The organism is Streptomyces sp. BR123 (genome assembly GCF_013401435.1).
Classification (GTDB): domain Bacteria; phylum Actinomycetota; class Actinomycetes; order Streptomycetales; family Streptomycetaceae; genus Streptomyces.
This window is the reverse complement of the sequence record NZ_JACBGN010000185.1, coordinates 1-14614: the sequence shown is the minus strand read 5'-3', so window position 1 is coordinate 14614 and position 14614 is coordinate 1. Positions and strand designations below refer to the sequence as shown.

14 protein-coding genes and 1 pseudogene are annotated in these 14614 nt (G+C 73.4%); 5 read left to right on the top strand and 10 right to left on the bottom strand.

Annotated elements, in window-relative coordinates:
* Positions 1-145 precede the first annotated feature (145 nt).
* From HYE82_RS24730 to HYE82_RS24720, 3 genes are all read right to left on the bottom strand, one after another.
* On the bottom strand, positions 146-709 hold the full coding sequence (locus HYE82_RS24730; protein ID WP_179176355.1) for a GNAT family N-acetyltransferase: 564 nt from the start codon (positions 707-709) through the stop codon (positions 146-148).
* 136 nt (positions 710-845) lie between these two features.
* Positions 846-2108, bottom strand: coding sequence for a GAF domain-containing protein (locus HYE82_RS24725; RefSeq protein WP_256987624.1), 1263 nt, complete (start codon positions 2106-2108; stop codon positions 846-848).
* 336 nt (positions 2109-2444) lie between these two features.
* Positions 2445-4103, bottom strand: a complete 1659-nt coding sequence (locus tag HYE82_RS24720) for an acyl-CoA dehydrogenase family protein (protein ID WP_179176353.1) — start codon at positions 4101-4103, stop codon at positions 2445-2447.
* Positions 4104-4120: 17 nt separating this feature from the next.
* Here HYE82_RS24720 and HYE82_RS24715 point away from each other — a divergent pair, with 17 nt between their 5' ends.
* The gene (locus HYE82_RS24715; RefSeq protein WP_179176352.1) at positions 4121-5248 is read left to right on the top strand and encodes a YihY/virulence factor BrkB family protein; all 1128 of its coding nucleotides are present in this window, start codon (positions 4121-4123) and stop codon (positions 5246-5248) included.
* 43 nt (positions 5249-5291) lie between these two features.
* Here HYE82_RS24715 and HYE82_RS24710 read toward each other — a convergent pair whose 3' ends face one another.
* From HYE82_RS24710 to HYE82_RS24695, 4 genes are read right to left on the bottom strand one after another with little or no spacing between them, the layout of a single operon-like run.
* Complete coding sequence (locus tag HYE82_RS24710) at positions 5292-6692, bottom strand: MBL fold metallo-hydrolase RNA specificity domain-containing protein (protein ID WP_179176351.1); 1401 nt, start codon at positions 6690-6692, stop codon at positions 5292-5294.
* On the bottom strand, positions 6689-7348 hold the full coding sequence (locus HYE82_RS24705; RefSeq protein ID WP_179176350.1) for a CBS domain-containing protein: 660 nt from the start codon (positions 7346-7348) through the stop codon (positions 6689-6691). The genes HYE82_RS24710 and HYE82_RS24705 overlap by 4 nt, the downstream gene beginning before the upstream one ends.
* Positions 7345-7986: a CBS domain-containing protein gene (locus tag HYE82_RS24700; RefSeq protein ID WP_179176349.1), complete on the bottom strand. Its 642-nt coding sequence runs from the start codon at positions 7984-7986 to the stop codon at positions 7345-7347. The genes HYE82_RS24705 and HYE82_RS24700 overlap by 4 nt, the downstream gene beginning before the upstream one ends.
* Positions 7987-8010: 24 nt before the next feature.
* Entirely contained in the window at positions 8011-8310 is a 300-nt protein-coding gene (locus HYE82_RS24695) for a CBS domain-containing protein (protein WP_256987620.1), read from the bottom strand.
* Between the two features lie 367 nt (positions 8311-8677).
* Between HYE82_RS24695 and HYE82_RS24690 the strand changes: the two genes are divergently transcribed.
* Complete coding sequence (locus tag HYE82_RS24690) at positions 8678-8929, top strand: DUF1918 domain-containing protein (RefSeq protein ID WP_179176347.1); 252 nt, start codon at positions 8678-8680, stop codon at positions 8927-8929.
* Positions 8930-9331: 402 nt separating this feature from the next.
* Here HYE82_RS24690 and HYE82_RS24685 read toward each other — a convergent pair whose 3' ends face one another.
* The gene (locus HYE82_RS24685) at positions 9332-9523 is read right to left on the bottom strand and encodes a hypothetical protein (RefSeq protein WP_179176346.1); all 192 of its coding nucleotides are present in this window, start codon (positions 9521-9523) and stop codon (positions 9332-9334) included.
* Positions 9524-9947: 424 nt separating this feature from the next.
* Here HYE82_RS24685 and HYE82_RS24680 point away from each other — a divergent pair, with 424 nt between their 5' ends.
* Together HYE82_RS24680 and rsgA are read left to right on the top strand one after the other, a co-directional pair.
* On the top strand, positions 9948-10382 hold the full coding sequence (locus HYE82_RS24680; protein WP_179176345.1) for a CBS domain-containing protein: 435 nt from the start codon (positions 9948-9950) through the stop codon (positions 10380-10382).
* Positions 10383-10755: 373 nt separating this feature from the next.
* On the top strand, positions 10756-11916 hold the full coding sequence (gene rsgA / locus HYE82_RS24675; protein WP_179176344.1) for a ribosome small subunit-dependent GTPase A: 1161 nt from the start codon (positions 10756-10758) through the stop codon (positions 11914-11916).
* Positions 11917-12473: 557 nt separating this feature from the next.
* Here rsgA and HYE82_RS24670 read toward each other — a convergent pair.
* Both HYE82_RS24670 and HYE82_RS24665 read right to left on the bottom strand, forming a co-directional pair.
* Positions 12474-12959, bottom strand: a complete 486-nt coding sequence (locus HYE82_RS24670; protein ID WP_179176343.1) for a DUF456 domain-containing protein — start codon at positions 12957-12959, stop codon at positions 12474-12476.
* Positions 12960-12983: 24 nt separating this feature from the next.
* Positions 12984-13964 carry a helix-turn-helix domain-containing protein gene (locus HYE82_RS24665; protein ID WP_179176342.1) on the bottom strand — a complete coding sequence of 327 codons (981 nt, stop codon included), beginning with the start codon at positions 13962-13964 and terminating at the stop codon, positions 12984-12986.
* A gap of 320 nt (positions 13965-14284) precedes the next feature.
* Here HYE82_RS24665 and HYE82_RS24660 point away from each other — a divergent pair.
* Positions 14285-14614: pseudogene (locus HYE82_RS24660) on the top strand (hypothetical protein); the annotation flags it as partial.

The window sequence follows — 14614 nt, the reverse complement described above, 5'->3', positions numbered from 1 at the left end:
GTCTCCGACGGCACCCCTCGGACCCGGTGACACCACCCCCCAGGTCATCCGTTCGACAGGGGGCAACAGTCATGCCGGGCCCGGAGGCCAGCGGCCCTCTTGCAGGACCGCGAAAAACATAACGGGGGCGGGCCTACGCGCCTGCCTACGCGCCGGGCCAGGGGCCGGGGGTCGGGGTGTCCTCCTTCTCCTCGACCTCCGTCCTGAAGACCTTGAAGCCGCGCCGCAGGTAGTTGTCCATCGCCGTCGGGCCGTCCTGGCTGCAGGTGTGCACCCACACCCGGCGGGTCGGCTCGCGCTCCGCCCAGCGTTCCGCCAGCGACCAGGCCGCGGCCACGCCCAGCGACAGCAGGTGCCCGCCGATGCGGCGGCCCCGGAAGTCGGGCAGCAGCCCGAAGTACATGATCTCCACCACACCGTCGTCCTGCGGGTCGAGCTCGATGTACCCGGCGGGCGTCCCGCGGTCGTACGCCACCCAGGTCTCCACCCCCGGCCGGTCGAGGTACTCGACCCACTGGGCGCGGGTCAGCGACAGCCGGTCCGTCCAGTGGATGTCACCGCCCACCGACGCGTAGAGGAAGCGGCTGAACTCGGGCGAGGGGACCTCCGCCCGCTGGACACGTATCTCGGATCCCGGTACGGCGGCGGGGACGAGGTCTTCCGGGGAGGTCATTTCCAGGGACCAGGTGGTGAGGGTGACGGTGCTCATGCACGTCAGCAAACCACGTCGGCTGCGAACGGCCCAGGCGGCCGCGGCGAAGCCGGCCGTGGTCCGGCAGCGCCCCGTAGGGCGCGGGGAAACTGCGGAGGTGGCCACGGCGGGCCCGCAGACGAGAGCCGTCCCCTCACGGCACCTCCCGCGGGGCGGTCAGGCGGGCCCTCACCACCGCCGGCGCGGTGGAGTGCGCCAGCAGCCCCGCCGGGTCCGCGGGCCGGACCAGCTCCACCTCCACGTCCTCCGCGAACCGGTACGGGCGGTGGGCCAGCACCCCCGCCAGGTGCCGCCGCACCCGCGACAGCTCCGCCCGGACCGTCACCGTCCGCGTCGGGTCCCCGAACAGCTCCTCCGACAGCTCGGCCGCCGTACGCCCCCGCGGGCTCTGCGCCAGCAGGAACAGCAGCTCGGCGTGGCGCGGGGTCAGCTCCAGCGACCAGCTCCCGGCGGCCCCGTACACCGTCGCCGTCCACGCGCGCGGCCGGCTCAGGTCCAGCACCACCCGGCTCGCCGCCGCCCCGACCGGGGGCGCCTCCGCGACGCGCAGCAGCCAGCCGCCCGGCAGCGGCTCCACCGCGCACTGCCCGAGCTGCGGCAGCCACACCCGCCCCGGCCCGAGCCCCTTCGGCAGCGGCACCCGCTCGGGCGGGGCGAACCCGGTCACCGCCGCCGTCCAGCCGTGCGGGTCCACCGCCGCCGCCCGCCCGGGTTGCAGCCGGGCCAGCAGCGGCGCCGCCACCGTCCGCAGCCGCTCCAGCGACTCCAGGTGCCGCACCTGCAGCTCCCGCTCCGCGAGCCGGGCCACCGAGGTCACCCAGGCCAGGGTGGCCGGGTGCATGGTGGCCAGCGGCCCGCTGACGTCCACCACGCCCAGCAGCCGCCCGTCCCGCGGGTCGTGCAGCGGAGCGCCCGCGCACGTCCACTCGTGGTGGCTGGAGACGAAGTGCTCCGCCGAGAACACCTGGACCGGCCGCCGGGCCACCAGGGCGGTGCCCACCCCGTTCGTGCCGACCACCGCCTCGTTCCAGTCGGCGCCCACCCCGAAGCCGAGCCGGTCCGCCGCCCGCAGGATCGGCGGGGCGCCCTCCCGCCACAGCAGCCGCCCGTCCGCGTCGGCGACGACCATGATGTGCAGGGACGCGTCCAGGGCCGGCAGCAGCCCCTCCCGCAGCACCGGCAGCATCTCCCGCAGCGTCGACCCGTGCCGCCGCTCCTCGGTCTCCGCCGCCGACAGCAGCCGCGAGCGGGTGTCCCGGTCCGGGTGGACCCCGCGCGCCAGCATCCGCCGCCAGGACTCCGCGATCTCCGGGCGGGGCAGCGCCGGAGGACGCTCCCCGGCCAGCGCGGCCGCCCGAACCCCCTTCAGCAGCCGTGTCGCCTCCCGGGGCTCCATGGCCGAGATGCGCGCCACATCGACCGTGCCTCCTGCGGTGTCGGCCACCGGAACCTCCCCGTGCGGAACAGGACCTACGAGAGGACCCGCCCGGGTCGGCCCGGGCGTGCCCTTCCCCTGGCACATCCGGCGGACGGTTCCGTCTCAGAGGGTTGCAACGGTATGCAACTCTCGCCAAGTCCCGGTCAGCCGACCGAAACTGTCCGCGCGCCGTGAACGGCGTGACAGCTCCTCCTCGGGGCTTTCGGGCCAGCGGTGGCGCCGAGTCGGCGCGGCGCCACCCCTGGTCCGGTCAACGGGTCCGGATCCCGGAGGCGGCGTGGTTTGGGGACCCGCCTACGCCGTGATCCGCGCCCGTTCCACCACCGCCCCCAGGTCCAGGGTGTGCGGCAGCGTGCCGAAGGCAGCGCCCCGGTCGCCGCCCAGCCGTCCCGCGCAGAACGCGTCCGCCACCTCCGGCGGGGCCCACCGCACCAGCAGCGACGCCTGCAGCACCAGCGCCATGCGCTCCGCCAGCCGCCGCGCCCGCGCCTCGATGCCCGTCAGGTCCGCCAGCTCCGTCAGCAGCCCCCGGACGGCCGCGTCCAGCCGGTGGTCGGCGCCGCGGGCCTGCCCGATCTCCCGCAGGAAGGCGTCCAGCGCCTGCGGCTCGCGCTGCAGCACCCGCAGCACGTCCAGGGCCTGGACGTTGCCCGCGCCCTCCCAGATCGAGTTCAGCGGGGACTCGCGCAGCAGCCGCGGCAGCCCGGACTCCTCCACGTAGCCGTTGCCGCCCAGGCACTCCAGGGCCTCCGCCACCATCGGCGTGCACCGCTTGGTCACCCAGTACTTCGCGGCGGGCACCGCGATGCGCAGGAAGGCCCGCTCCCGGTCGGTCCCGGCGTCGCAGGCGGCGGCCAGCCGCAGGGCGAGGGTGGTCGCCGCCTCCGACTCCAGGGCCAGGTCGGCGAGGACGTTCCGCATCAGCGGCTGCTCGACGAGCGGTGCTCCGAAAGCAGAGCGGTGCCCCGCATGGTGCACGGCCCGGGTCAGCGCCTGCCGCATCAGCGCCGCCGACCCCAGTACGCAGTCCAGCCGGGTCGCCGCGACCATCTCGATGATCGTCCGCACACCGCGCCCCTCCTCACCGACCCGGCGCGCCCACGTCCCGTCGAACTCGACCTCGGCCGACGCGTTCGACCGGTTGCCCAGCTTGTCCTTCAGCCGCTGGATCGCGAAGGCGTTCCGCGTCCCGTCCGGCAGCACCCGCGGCACCAGGAAGCACGTCAGACCGCCCCGCCCCGCCCCGGCCGCCGCCTGCGCCAGCACCAGGAACCCGTCCGACATCGGTGCCGAGCAGAACCACTTGTGCCCGGTCAGCTCGTACTCGCCGGGCACGCCCAGCGGCCGCGCCGCCGTCGTGTTCGCCCGGACGTCGCTGCCGCCCTGCTTCTCCGTCATCGCCATGCCGAGGAGCGCGCCCGCCTTCTGCCCGGCGGGCCTGAGCCCCTCCTCGTACACGTGCGAGGTCAGCCGCGGCTCCCACTCGGCGGCCAGGTCCGGCTCCGCCCGCAGGGCCGGCACCGCCGCGTGCGTCATCGACACCGGGCAGCCGTGCCCCGCCTCGGCCTGCGACCACACGAAGAACCCGGCCGCCCGCCGCAGGTGCCCCGCAGGCCGGGTCCAGGCGTCGGTGAGCCCGGCGCCCACCGCGTGCCCCAGCAGCCGGTGCCATGCCGGGTGGAACTCCACCTCGTCGATCCGGTTCCCGTACCGGTCGTGCGTCCGCAGCCGCGGCGGGTTCTCGTCGGCCTGCCGGGCCCACTCCTGCGCCTGCGCGGACCCCGCGGCCCGCCCGAGCTCCGACAGCTCCCCGCGCACCTCGGCGAGCAGTCCGGGCGGCGCGTCGCCCAGATGGCGCTCCACGTTCTCGGTGAGGGCCCGGTCGCCGGTGTAGACGTCGTATCCCACCAGGGGAGGGGCCTGATTCGTCACGGTGTGGGTGGTGGCTGCCATGCGGATACCGTAAGGACGTGCAGCCAGCAGAAGAAACTCCCGGGCGGGGCCCCGGGCTACTCCACCGGGCCCGAGCCCTCTACCGCAACGTCTCCAAGCGCAGGATGGCGTGGCTGCTCCTGAAGGACACCGTCAACTCGTGCATCGAGTACCGGATCCTGGGGCTGGCCGCGGAGGCGGCGTTCTTCACGCTGCTGTCGCTGCCGCCGCTCTTCCTCGGCCTCCTCGGCGTCCTCGGCTACGTCGACGGCTGGACCGGCGGCACCTTCGTGGCCTCCATCGAGGAGAACATCCTCCGCGCCGTCGGCACGGTCCTCTCCGACCGGGGCGTCAACGAGATCGCCAAACCGATGCTGGACGACGTGACCTCGCGCGGCCGCCCCGACATCATCTCCCTCGGCTTCGCCTTCGCCCTGTGGTCCGGCTCGCGCGCCGTCAACGTCTTCATCGACACCATCACCGTCATGTACGGGCTCGACGGCCGCCGAGGCATCGTCAAGACCCGGCTGCTGGCCTTCCTGCTGTACGTGATCGCCCTGCTCATCGGCGCGGTCGTGCTGCCGCTGATGGTGGCCGGGCCGGACGCCGTCGTGCGGTGGGTGCCGTGGAGCGCCGAAGTGATCGCCGTGCTGTACTGGCCCACCGTCACGCTGCTGTCCATCGTCTTCCTCACCACGCTCTACCACGTGTCCGTGCCCGTGCGCTCGCCGTGGATCGAGGACGTCCCGGGGGCGCTCGTCGCGCTCGCCATGTGGGTGCTCGGCTCGTTCCTGCTGCGGCTCTACCTCATCAACACCGTCGAGGGCCCCACCATCTACGGATCGCTGGCCGCCCCGGTCGCCGTACTGCTGTGGATCGGCATCTCCGCCTTCGCGGTCCTCGTCGGCGCCGCCGTGAACGCCGCCATCGACCGGGTCTGGCCGTCCGTGGCGACGGCAGCCGCCCGCGAGGACAACGAGCGGGCCCGGGAGGCCGAGGCCGCCCGGCTCATCGCGCGGGCCGCCGCCTGGCGGGCGCTGGCCGAGGGCGAGTCCGAGGACGAGGGCGAGGAGGACGGGGACGGCGGCCCCCCGTCGGAGTTCCCGGAGCGCTGGTCGAACTTCCTCCCCCCGGAGGACTACACGGCCCGCCTCCGCAAACACTGACCCCCGCGGCGCGAGGCCCGTCTCCCTCGGACTTGCGCCCCGGTCAGCGGATCAGGACGGCCTCGCCGGACTTCGGTACGACGGCCGTCCAGCCCAGCTCGCGGTCGATGCGGTCCCGGAGGGTCGCGGCTGCGGTTTCCTCGCCGTGGACGAGGTAGGTGGTGTGGGGCGCGGGGGCGTCGCGGAGCCAGTCGATGATCTGGTCGGCGTCGGCGTGGGCCGAGAAGTGCGGTACGTCGGCCACTTCCGCGCGTACGGGGACGTACCCGCCGAACATCTTGAGGGCGCGGGCGCCGTCGACGAGGTCACGGGCCCGGGTGCCGGCGGCTGCGAAGCCGACGATCACGACGGCGTTGCGGGAGTCGGGCAGGAGCCGGTGGAGGTGGTGCAGGACGCGGCCGCCCGTGGCCATCCCGGCCGAGGAGACGATGACGGCCGGGCCGGTGGTGCTGTTGATGTCGATCGACTCCTGGACGGTGCGGGCGGCCAGGAACGGCTCGGGACTGATCGCGGTCGCACCTCGGTCGAGGATCTCCGGCCGCAGCTCGGGGGAGCGGGACCCCAGTGCGTCGCGGTACACGTCGAGGGCGGCCAGGGCCATGGGGCTGTCGACGTACACCGGCACGTGGCGTGGCAGGACGCCCTCGCGACGCAGGCCGGCGAGCTCGTGCAGGACGACCTCGGTGCGGTCGATCGCGAAGGCGGGGATGACGACCGTCCCGCCCCGCGACAGCGTCCTGGTGATCACGGAGGCGAACTCGCGCTGAGCCGTCTCCTGGTCGTGCCTGCGGTCGCCGTACGTCGACTCCATGAGGAGCACGTCGGCGCCGGAGAACGGTTCCGGAGGCAGCAGGAGGGGGTGTCCCGGCCGCCCGAGGTCACCGCTTACGGCCAGCGTGTGGCCGTCTTCGAGGGTGAGATGGGCCCAGGCGGAGCCGAGGATGTGGCCGCCGTGGTGGAGCATGAGCCTCGTCCCGGCGATGATCTCGACCTCGCTGCCGACCGGTACGGGATCGAAGAACTTCACGGTGTTCTCCACGTCGGTGTCGTCGTAGAGCGGCCTGGCGGGCCGGTGCTTGGACCAGCCGTGCTCGTTGGCGTGCTGTGCGGCCTCCCTCTGCAGGCGTGCGCTGTCGCGGAGCACGATCTCGGCGAGGCGGGCGGTGTGGGTACTGGTCAGGACCGGCCCGCGGAAGCCGTGCCGGACAAGGCGCGGCAGGTAGCCGCAGTGGTCCAGATGGGCGTGGGTGACGACCACGGCGTGGATGTCGGCGGCGTCGCACGCGAGCTTTTCCCAGTTGCGGTGGCGCAGGTCCGCGAAACCCTGGAAGAGACCGCAGTCGACCAGGATCCGGGCATGGTCGCTCTCGACCAGGAACTTGCTGCCGGTGACGGTGCGTACGCCGCCCAGGAAGCGCAGCAGCGCGGGCCTGGCCGGGCTCACCGCCCGGTGCCCGTGTCGTCGACCGCGTATCCCAGGTGCTCCGACACGGAGACCACGCCGTCCACGCTGCGGCACAGTCGTACGATCACCGGGATCAGGCTCTTGAACGTCACGGCTCCGTGAAGCTCGACCCTGCCCTCACGCACCTCGACGGTCACCGGCGAGGGGCCCTGCCGCAACGTCAGGTCGAGGATTTCGCCGGTGATCTCGTGGCGGATGGTGTCGTCGTCGCGGAGGAAGATCCGCAGGAGGTCGTGGCGGCTCACCACGCCGACGAGCACGTCCTCCTCGTCGACGACCAGCAGCCGTTTGACGTGCTGCGCCTCCATCAGCCTGGCTGCCTCGGCAACGGTCCAATCCGGTCGGGCGCACACGGCAGGTGCGGACATCAGCTCCTCGGCCCGTGTGCCCTCGGCCTTCATCCGCTCCCATGCCTCCGGTGTGGGAAGCGACCGGAAGTAGTCCCCTTGGTCCGCCGATTTCGGCAGGAGGTCTCCTTCGGAGACCACGCCGAGCGGATGCCCGCCCCCGTCCACAACGGGCACCGCGGACACCTGGTGCTCCGTCAGTGTCCGGACGACGTCCCTGAACGGCGCGTCCCCGGGAACGGTGACGACCTCACGGGTCATCAGCTCGCGGATCTCCCGATGCTTCATCGGTCTCTCCTCAACTGGTCCGCAGCCGACGGTGCATCGGCCGTCATGTCGTCCTGCTCGAACCGGAGCCGGTTGATCACGTCCACGACTCCGTCGACGCTCCGGCACAACCGCAGCACGATGGGAACGAGGCTCCGGCGCTGCACGGTGCCGCTGAGCGTCACCAGCCCGTCCTCGACCTCGACGGTGACCGCGGACGGACTGAGAAGGAGGGTGCGGGTCAGGACGTCCTCCAGGATCTCCTCCTGGATCGCCCGGTCCCGACGCAGGAAGAGCCGAAGGAGGTCACTGCGGCTCAGTACGCCGACCAGCCGGCCCGCGCTGTCGACGACCGGCAGCCGCTTGACCCCGTGCCTTTCCATGACCCGTGCCGCCCGGACGGCACTCCACTCCGGCCGGGCGGTGACGGCCGGGCTGGTCATCAGCTCGGCTGCGGTGTTCGCACCGCTCCCGGAAGCGCGCCTGCGGAGCAGGTCGGCCTCGGACACCACGCCTACGGGCCGTTCCGATTCGTCCACGACGGGCAGGGCCGTGATGCCGAACTCGTCCAGGAGCCGGGCGATCTCCTTGAACGCCGTTCCGCGCTGGGCGCTGATGGCGGTGGGCGTCATCAGCTCGGCGACGCTGCAGTGCCTCATCGTCCGTCACCCTCACGCTCATGCTCACGCGGGAATCGCCTCGTCCGGCTGCGCGGCGTCCGGGCGGAGGCAGATCTTCAGCAGGTCGCCCCGGCCGACGATCCCGACGAGTCGCCCGTCGTCGACGACCACGGGGAGCCGCTTGAGGTGCCCGCGGGCCATGGGACGGGCCGCGCCGCCGATGGCGGCGTCCCGCGGCACGGTCACCGCCGATCTGATCCGCCGGCGCCGCATGGTGTCCACGATGCCCGTGCACGGGGCCCGGCGATCGACCGAGGCGACGGCGCGGGTCGTCACGTCGTCGACCGTGCGCAGATGCTTCATGATTCCTCCTCGGTGAGCATCGCCCGGTATGCCCGAGTGTGCATGCCCTTGCCGGGCGGGACCAGTGCCGTCCGGGGCCACCCGGGGACTGTTCGGCCCTGGCGGTACCGTGCGGCGGCGCGGTTCCATGAAAGTGACGGAAAGAGTCCTCATGAGGATGCGGAGGAGCGGCCGGCGGCCGTGCACCGCGCGATCGGGATCCGCGAGAGGCGGGCGGACTCTTTCCGCCTTTCGTGCGTCCGGGCGTCGGGCGTCAGGGCCGTGCGGTGGATCCGGGTCGGGGGTCGGAGCGTCCCGCGCGGCCACGATGACGCTGCCCGGAGCCAGGCCGAGCGTCTGGTGCGGCACCCGGTAAGGAGACGAGATCATGAAGCCTCAGGCAACAGGAAGCGGTCTTCACGCCCACCTGGGCGATCAGATCATCGTGGGCGGCCCGACCGTGGGGGAGCGCGGCCGGGACGGTGAAGTCGTCGGCCTGCGCCACGAGGACGGCACTCCGCCCTATGACGTCCGCTGGTCGGACACCGGGCGCACCACCCTCTATTTCCCTGGACCCGACGCCCACGTCAAGCATCTCGGGGACGAGGGCCGAGGGCACTCCGGAGGTCGGACCCCTTGACCTGCCGACCGGGCAGCCTCCTGCGCCGGCCGAGCAGCCCCGGCGCGAGGCCGACGATCGTGGTGTGCCCGTAGTCGTGACCGTGTCCCGGACCACGGCCCGTGCAGGCCATGCAGTGGTGCTCCGGCAGGGTGGTTCTGTCGATGTGGTTCTGTCGATCGGGGAGACGCCAGCCGGGAGACGCCAGCCGGGAGCCGGGAGCCGGGAGCCGGGAGCCGCACGGTGACGCGTGCGGCCCGATGGTGCCGAGCACATGCCCCACGACACCGGCGGGCAACGCGACGCCGCCCGATCGGGCCGATCGTCGTGGGCCGGACGGGTGGCACGGATGGGGAGGAGACCGCAGCGCACGTCTGCCACCCCCCCCGCGTCGCCGTCGGTCAACCGGTCCTGGCCGTGCTGCTACAGGCCCTGGGCCAGGAGAAGTTCGTGAGCGAGCCGTGCGCCGCGCGCCGCCTCGACCGACGCGTCCGTTTCCTGCGAGGGGTTGGCCTCCAGACCTTCGGCCAGTGCCCGGACTGCCTGGGCAAGCGTCTGCACCTGCGCTTCGACGACGGACAAACGGTCGTGCTCAGAAGGGGTGCTCTGGGTCATGACGAGCCTCCGTGATCAAGACAGTGTGGATGTGCGGGGTCGTGTGCCACTGTGCGTCAGAGCAGTGTGTCGGTCCACCGGGCGCATTCGGCGGGCAGCGCCGTCAGGGGGCTCCGCGGCGGCCATGGGCGGCCACCGGTACCTCACGTCTTCCTGCCGACGCCGTCCCCGTGAGACCGTCACCGTTGCGGCCGAGGAGCCGTCGTGGACGCAAGCTGTCACCATGGACACCGGCGGCCCGTCAAGGCCGCGGTGGCCCGGGCGTGGGGAGCCATGCGCCCTGTGCACGGGCCGGGGCCGGCTCCGGCCCTCCTCCGCCTCTTCACCAGGCCCGGACGAAGGAACCGGCAGCCGCCCGAAGCCCGAGGCCGGCACACGACTTCCTGCTGCTCGACGGCTGCAGGAATCAGGGAGCAGCCGAACGATGAACGTCTCCGAGCGGATGAGCGCACCAGCAGTGACCGTCTCCACGCGGACACCGATCGGTGAGGTGGGCCGCCGGATGGGCGAGTACGGGATCGGTTCCCTGGCGGTTACGGAAGGTGGGGGCCTCCGGGGCATCGTCACCGACCGTGACCTGGCCGTGCGTGCGCTGGCGAGGGGCCTGGACGTGGACGAGCCCGTGGATGCGGTGATGACGTCGCCCGTCGTCACCGTGAACGCGACCGACGACATCCACGAGGCGTACCGGACCTTCCGGAGAACCGGGGTCCGTCGCCTGCCCGTGCTCGACGGACACCAGGTGGTGGGCATGCTGACCGTGGACGACCTGCTGATGGACGTCTTCCAGCGGGTGGCGGACCTACTGGGTCCCGTCGCGTGGAGCGTCCTCGAAGAACCGCCCGGTCCTCCCGCCTGAAGGTCCTGCGCCGCTCTGGCGTCCGGGAAGGGAACAGGAGGTCCCGACACCGCCTCCACACGGCGCCCGCGCGCCGTCACGCACCGGCTCGGCGGAGGAGGCGGGTGAGGCTTCGAATTTAATCGGTGGTGCCGTGCCCGGGAGCGGGGCTATGGTTCTGCTGTTCCCCGGCGCGGCTGTGTGCCGCCCCCGAGGGCACGGTGTCGGTTCGTTGAGAAGAAGCAGGAGGTGAGGACATTGATGACGGTCATGGTGACGGGCGCTGCCCGCATTCAGGAGTTCATCGTTCCCACCCCTGTGGTCTCCGGCTGACACCCACTCGACTCGCGCGCGCAGAGCGCGCCGCCGGGGCCACCCTCCGAAGGGTTCCCCCTTGTTCAACGCCTCGCTCGACACGTCTTCTGACGCTCAGCACGTCCTCGCCGCCTACGGCTGGGACGAAGGCTGGGCGGCCGAGTTCGCTCCGTACGCCGCGCAGGGCCTCGTTCCGGGCCGGGTCGTACGGGTCGACCGCGGTCAGTGCGATGTCGCCACCCCCGCCGGCGTCATTCGGGCCGACACCGAGTTCGTCGTCCCCCGCGACCCGATGAAGGTCGTGTGCACGGGGGACTGGGTCGCCGTCGATCCCGAGGGTGGTGATCCGCGGTACGCGCGCACGATCCTCCCTCGCCGTACGGCCTTCGTGCGGTCGACGTCCTCCAAGCGTTCCGAAGGCCAAGTGCTGGCCACCAACATCGATCACATCGTCATCTGTGCGTCGCTCGCGGTCGAACTCGACCTCGGGCGGATCGAGCGGTTCCTCGCGCTGGCGATGTCCAGTTCGAGCGGTGACGCGCTGCTGCGCACGTCGGCGGACTCCTGGGAGTCGGGCGCGCAGCCGCTGATCGTACTGACCAAGGCCGACCTCGTGCCGGATCCGGTTGCGCTGTCGTACCTGGTCCAGGACGTGGAGACCGCGGCGCCCGGCGTCCAGGTCCTGACCGTCTCCTCCCTCACCGGGGAGGGCACGGACGTCCTCTCGGCGATCGTCGCCGGCGGTACGAGCGTGTTGCTCGGCATCTCCGGCGCCGGCAAGTCCACCCTCGCCAACACCCTGCTCGGGGCCGACGTCATGGAGGTCCAGGCGGCCCGCGCGGTGGACGGCAAGGGCCGCCACACGACCACCACCCGCAACCTGCTGGCCCTGCCGGGCGGGGGAGTGCTGATCGACACGCCGGGGCTGCGCGGCGTGGGCCTGTGGGACGCCGGTACCGGTGTCGGTCAGGTGTTCTCCGAGATCGAGGAGTACGCCGCCGACTGCCGCTTCCACGACTGCGCCCACGAGGCGGAGCCGGGGTGCGCGGTGCTGGAGGCCGTCGACGCCGGGGAGCTGCCGCACCGCCGCCTGGAGAGCTACCGCAAGCTGCTGCGGGAGAACCAGCGGATCGTCGCCAAGACGGACGCGCGGCTGCGGGCCGAGATCCGCCGGGACTGGCGCATCAGGTCCGCCGAGGGCCGCGCCAACCACGCGGCCAAGCGGGGCCGTCGCGTGTGACGGGCCGTGCCCGGGCGGGCAGGGCGGTACGGGTGTGCGGTACGGGTGTGCTGGTCGGCGCCGCGCCGCCCCGCACACCCAGTCGTGTGCTGGTCGGCTTCCGGGCTTGCGCTGCGCAGGACCGTCCGGGCCGACGTGATCGTGCGAGCCGGGACGCCGGGCACGGCGCCGGGCTGCGGGGCCCTGTTCCACCGGAGTGAAGGTTCAGGGCTTCCCTGCCCGGCCCGCCGTACCGACACGGCCGGGCCGCCCAGGGAACCGGCCTCCCGGGCCCGGACCACGCACAGGACGCCTGTCGCCGCCACGGGTCGAGGCCCCGGGCGAAGCCCCGGTCCGGGCGGATGCGGGAGCACCGCCGGGCCGCAGTGCGGGGCCGGCGTGTGCAGGCCGACCTCCAGGGGGCGCGGCCGCGGATCCCGAGGCCGGGGACCACCACGGCCATGGTCCCGGATCCGGCCCGTCGCCGCATCGGCCCGCAGGTCCGTAGCGGGCGCGGGTCCGCAGTACCGGCGGCCCGTCCCGCTGCCGCGTCCCGCTGCCGCGTCCTGCCGCCGACGTCAGCCCGCCGCCACCACCGTGCCCACCCAGGCACCCACCACCATCAGACAGGCCAGCAGCTCCACCAGCACGCTCGTCCCCGCCGCCCGCATCACCGCCCGCACCGACGCCCACGCCTCGCCGTGCGTGCCCAGCCGCAACCGCTCGCACAGGTAGATGCCGCCCACGAAGCCCGGGACCGCGCCCACCACCGGCACCAGCACGAAGCCGAGCAGCGCGCCCAGGCCCGCGTACAGCGCCATCCGCGAGGTCGCCCCGATCCCCTGCAGCTGCCGCGGCGGCAGCTGCCACTTGACCACCTGCACCACCAGCAGCAGGGCCGTCGCCGAGACCAGCAGCGACCAGGCCGCCGCCGACCGCTCCCGCAGCGCCCACCACAGCACCCCCGCCCAGACCAGCCAGGTCCCGGGAACACCGGGGACCAGCACCCCGGCCACCCCGAGCAGCAGCACCAGCCCCACCAGCAGAAGCTGTGGCAGATCCACATGCTCAGCGTGCCCGACCAGGGGCTACCGGGCCACCCAGCCCCGCTCCCGCGCATGCCAGCCCAGCTGCAGCCGGGTCGTCACCCCGGCCAGCTCCATCAGCCCTTTGACCCGCCGCTGGACCGTCCGCAGCCCCAGCTCCAGGTGCTTGGCGACGCTCGCGTCCGTCAGCCCGGCCAGCAGCAGCGTCAGGATCTCCAGGTCCGTGGCGTCCGGTACGCCCCCCGACTCCTCCGCCGCCCCCGTCGCCCCCAGCCGCAGCGGGACAGCCTCCCGCCACACCGCCTCGAACAAGCCGGTCAGCGAATCCAGCAGCCCCGACGCGTGCACCACCAGCGCCGTCGGCTCCGCCCCGCGCGCCGTCAGCGGAACCATGGCCAGGGACCGGTCCGCGATCACCAGCTTCGTCGGCACCCGGTCCGTGACCCGCACCTGTTCCCCGCGCGCCAGCGCCGTCGACGCCTCCCGGATCCCCGTCGGCCCACCCAGCACGTCCTGGTCGACCACCACCCGGAACACGACCCCCCGCGCGGCGGCGGCCCGCTCCTCCTCCTCGTTGTCGGCCGCCGTCACCGCGTGCGGCCGGCCTGTGACCAGCGCGCACACCTCGCGCGCCGCCCCGAGCTGGAGCTGCCGGAACCGGTGTGCCACCGCGCTCGCGCCCGTCACCACCTCCAGCAGGTCGTGCACCGTCGGCTCGGCCGCCTCCCCCCGGTACTCCTGCGCGAGCAGCGCCGCCGACAGCTCCGCCTGCTCCAGCTCGCTCCGCTGCCGCGCCAGCAGCGCCGCCAGCGCCACCCCCGGCGGGGCCGCCACCCATCGCCCCGGCCGGGCCGAGGACTGCGCGGCCAGGCCGTGCCGCTCCAGATGGCGCAGCGCCCGCTCGGTCTGCTGCACCGGCAGCGCCAGCCGGTGCGCGAGATCCGGCACCTCCGACGCACCCAGCGCCACCAGTGCGCGGTACGCCGTCTCCTGGCCCTTGTCCAGGCCTATCGCACGCAGCAACCCGTCCACCCCCTACCTCTCGGCCCGCCGCTCCTGGCGGGAAGCGGTCAAGGCGCAAACCCGCCGCGGACATCATCGCCGCAGCCGTCGCGGCAGCACCAACGCCCGCCGTCCGGACGCTACTTGTGCGACGGTTGCCCGGAAATCTCCGGGAGGGGGTGATGCACCCGATTTCACGGGGGAGTCCGGACCCGGCGTACGGAAGGCCGGGCAGGCGCACGGATGTGCGGAATGCGGCGGGCCGTACGAAGCAATCGGAACGGGACCCCATTTCGTGTATTCCGCGTTTTCCGCGGCAGCGGGGGGCCGAGAATAGCGGCATGAGTCAGCAGGGCGCGGACGACTGGTGGCAGAAGCTGTACGAGAACCCCGACGCGGGCCCGGCCCCCGACCCCGGGGACACCCTCGAAAGCCGGTACGACTCGGCGGCTTCCCTGACCTGCCCGCCGCCCCCGCCCGCACCGGTGGCGGCGCCGCCCGGGGTCCCGCCGCAGCCGGGCCCGCCGGACGCGGCCGCCCCGCCGGTGCCGCCGCGCACAGTGCCGTCCCGGCCCGTCAGCCCTGACACGCCGGCGAGGGCCGCCGGGCCCGTGCCCGGGGGGCGGGAGCCGGACGGGCCGGAGGGGGCCGAGGGGTTCGGTGCGGCGCCC

What these genes read in the sequence shown, in the direction of transcription:
- HYE82_RS24730 (WP_179176355.1), bottom strand. Translation starts at nt 709, where the DNA reads ATGAGCACCGTCACCCTCACCACCTGGTCCCTGGAAATGACCTCCCCG.
- HYE82_RS24725 (WP_256987624.1), bottom strand. Translation starts at nt 2,108, where the DNA reads ATGGAGCCCCGGGAGGCGACACGGCTGCTGAAGGGGGTTCGGGCGGCC.
- HYE82_RS24720 (WP_179176353.1), bottom strand. Translation starts at nt 4,103, where the DNA reads ATGGCAGCCACCACCCACACCGTGACGAATCAGGCCCCTCCCCTGGTG.
- HYE82_RS24705 (WP_179176350.1), bottom strand. Translation starts at nt 7,348, where the DNA reads ATGAAGCATCGGGAGATCCGCGAGCTGATGACCCGTGAGGTCGTCACC.
- HYE82_RS24700 (WP_179176349.1), bottom strand. Translation starts at nt 7,986, where the DNA reads ATGAGGCACTGCAGCGTCGCCGAGCTGATGACGCCCACCGCCATCAGC.
- HYE82_RS24695 (WP_256987620.1), bottom strand. Translation starts at nt 8,310, where the DNA reads ATGAAGCATCTGCGCACGGTCGACGACGTGACGACCCGCGCCGTCGCC.
- HYE82_RS24690 (WP_179176347.1), top strand. Translation starts at nt 8,678, where the DNA reads ATGAAGCCTCAGGCAACAGGAAGCGGTCTTCACGCCCACCTGGGCGAT.
- HYE82_RS24685 (WP_179176346.1), bottom strand. Translation starts at nt 9,523, where the DNA reads ATGACCCAGAGCACCCCTTCTGAGCACGACCGTTTGTCCGTCGTCGAA.
- HYE82_RS24680 (WP_179176345.1), top strand. Translation starts at nt 9,948, where the DNA reads ATGAACGTCTCCGAGCGGATGAGCGCACCAGCAGTGACCGTCTCCACG.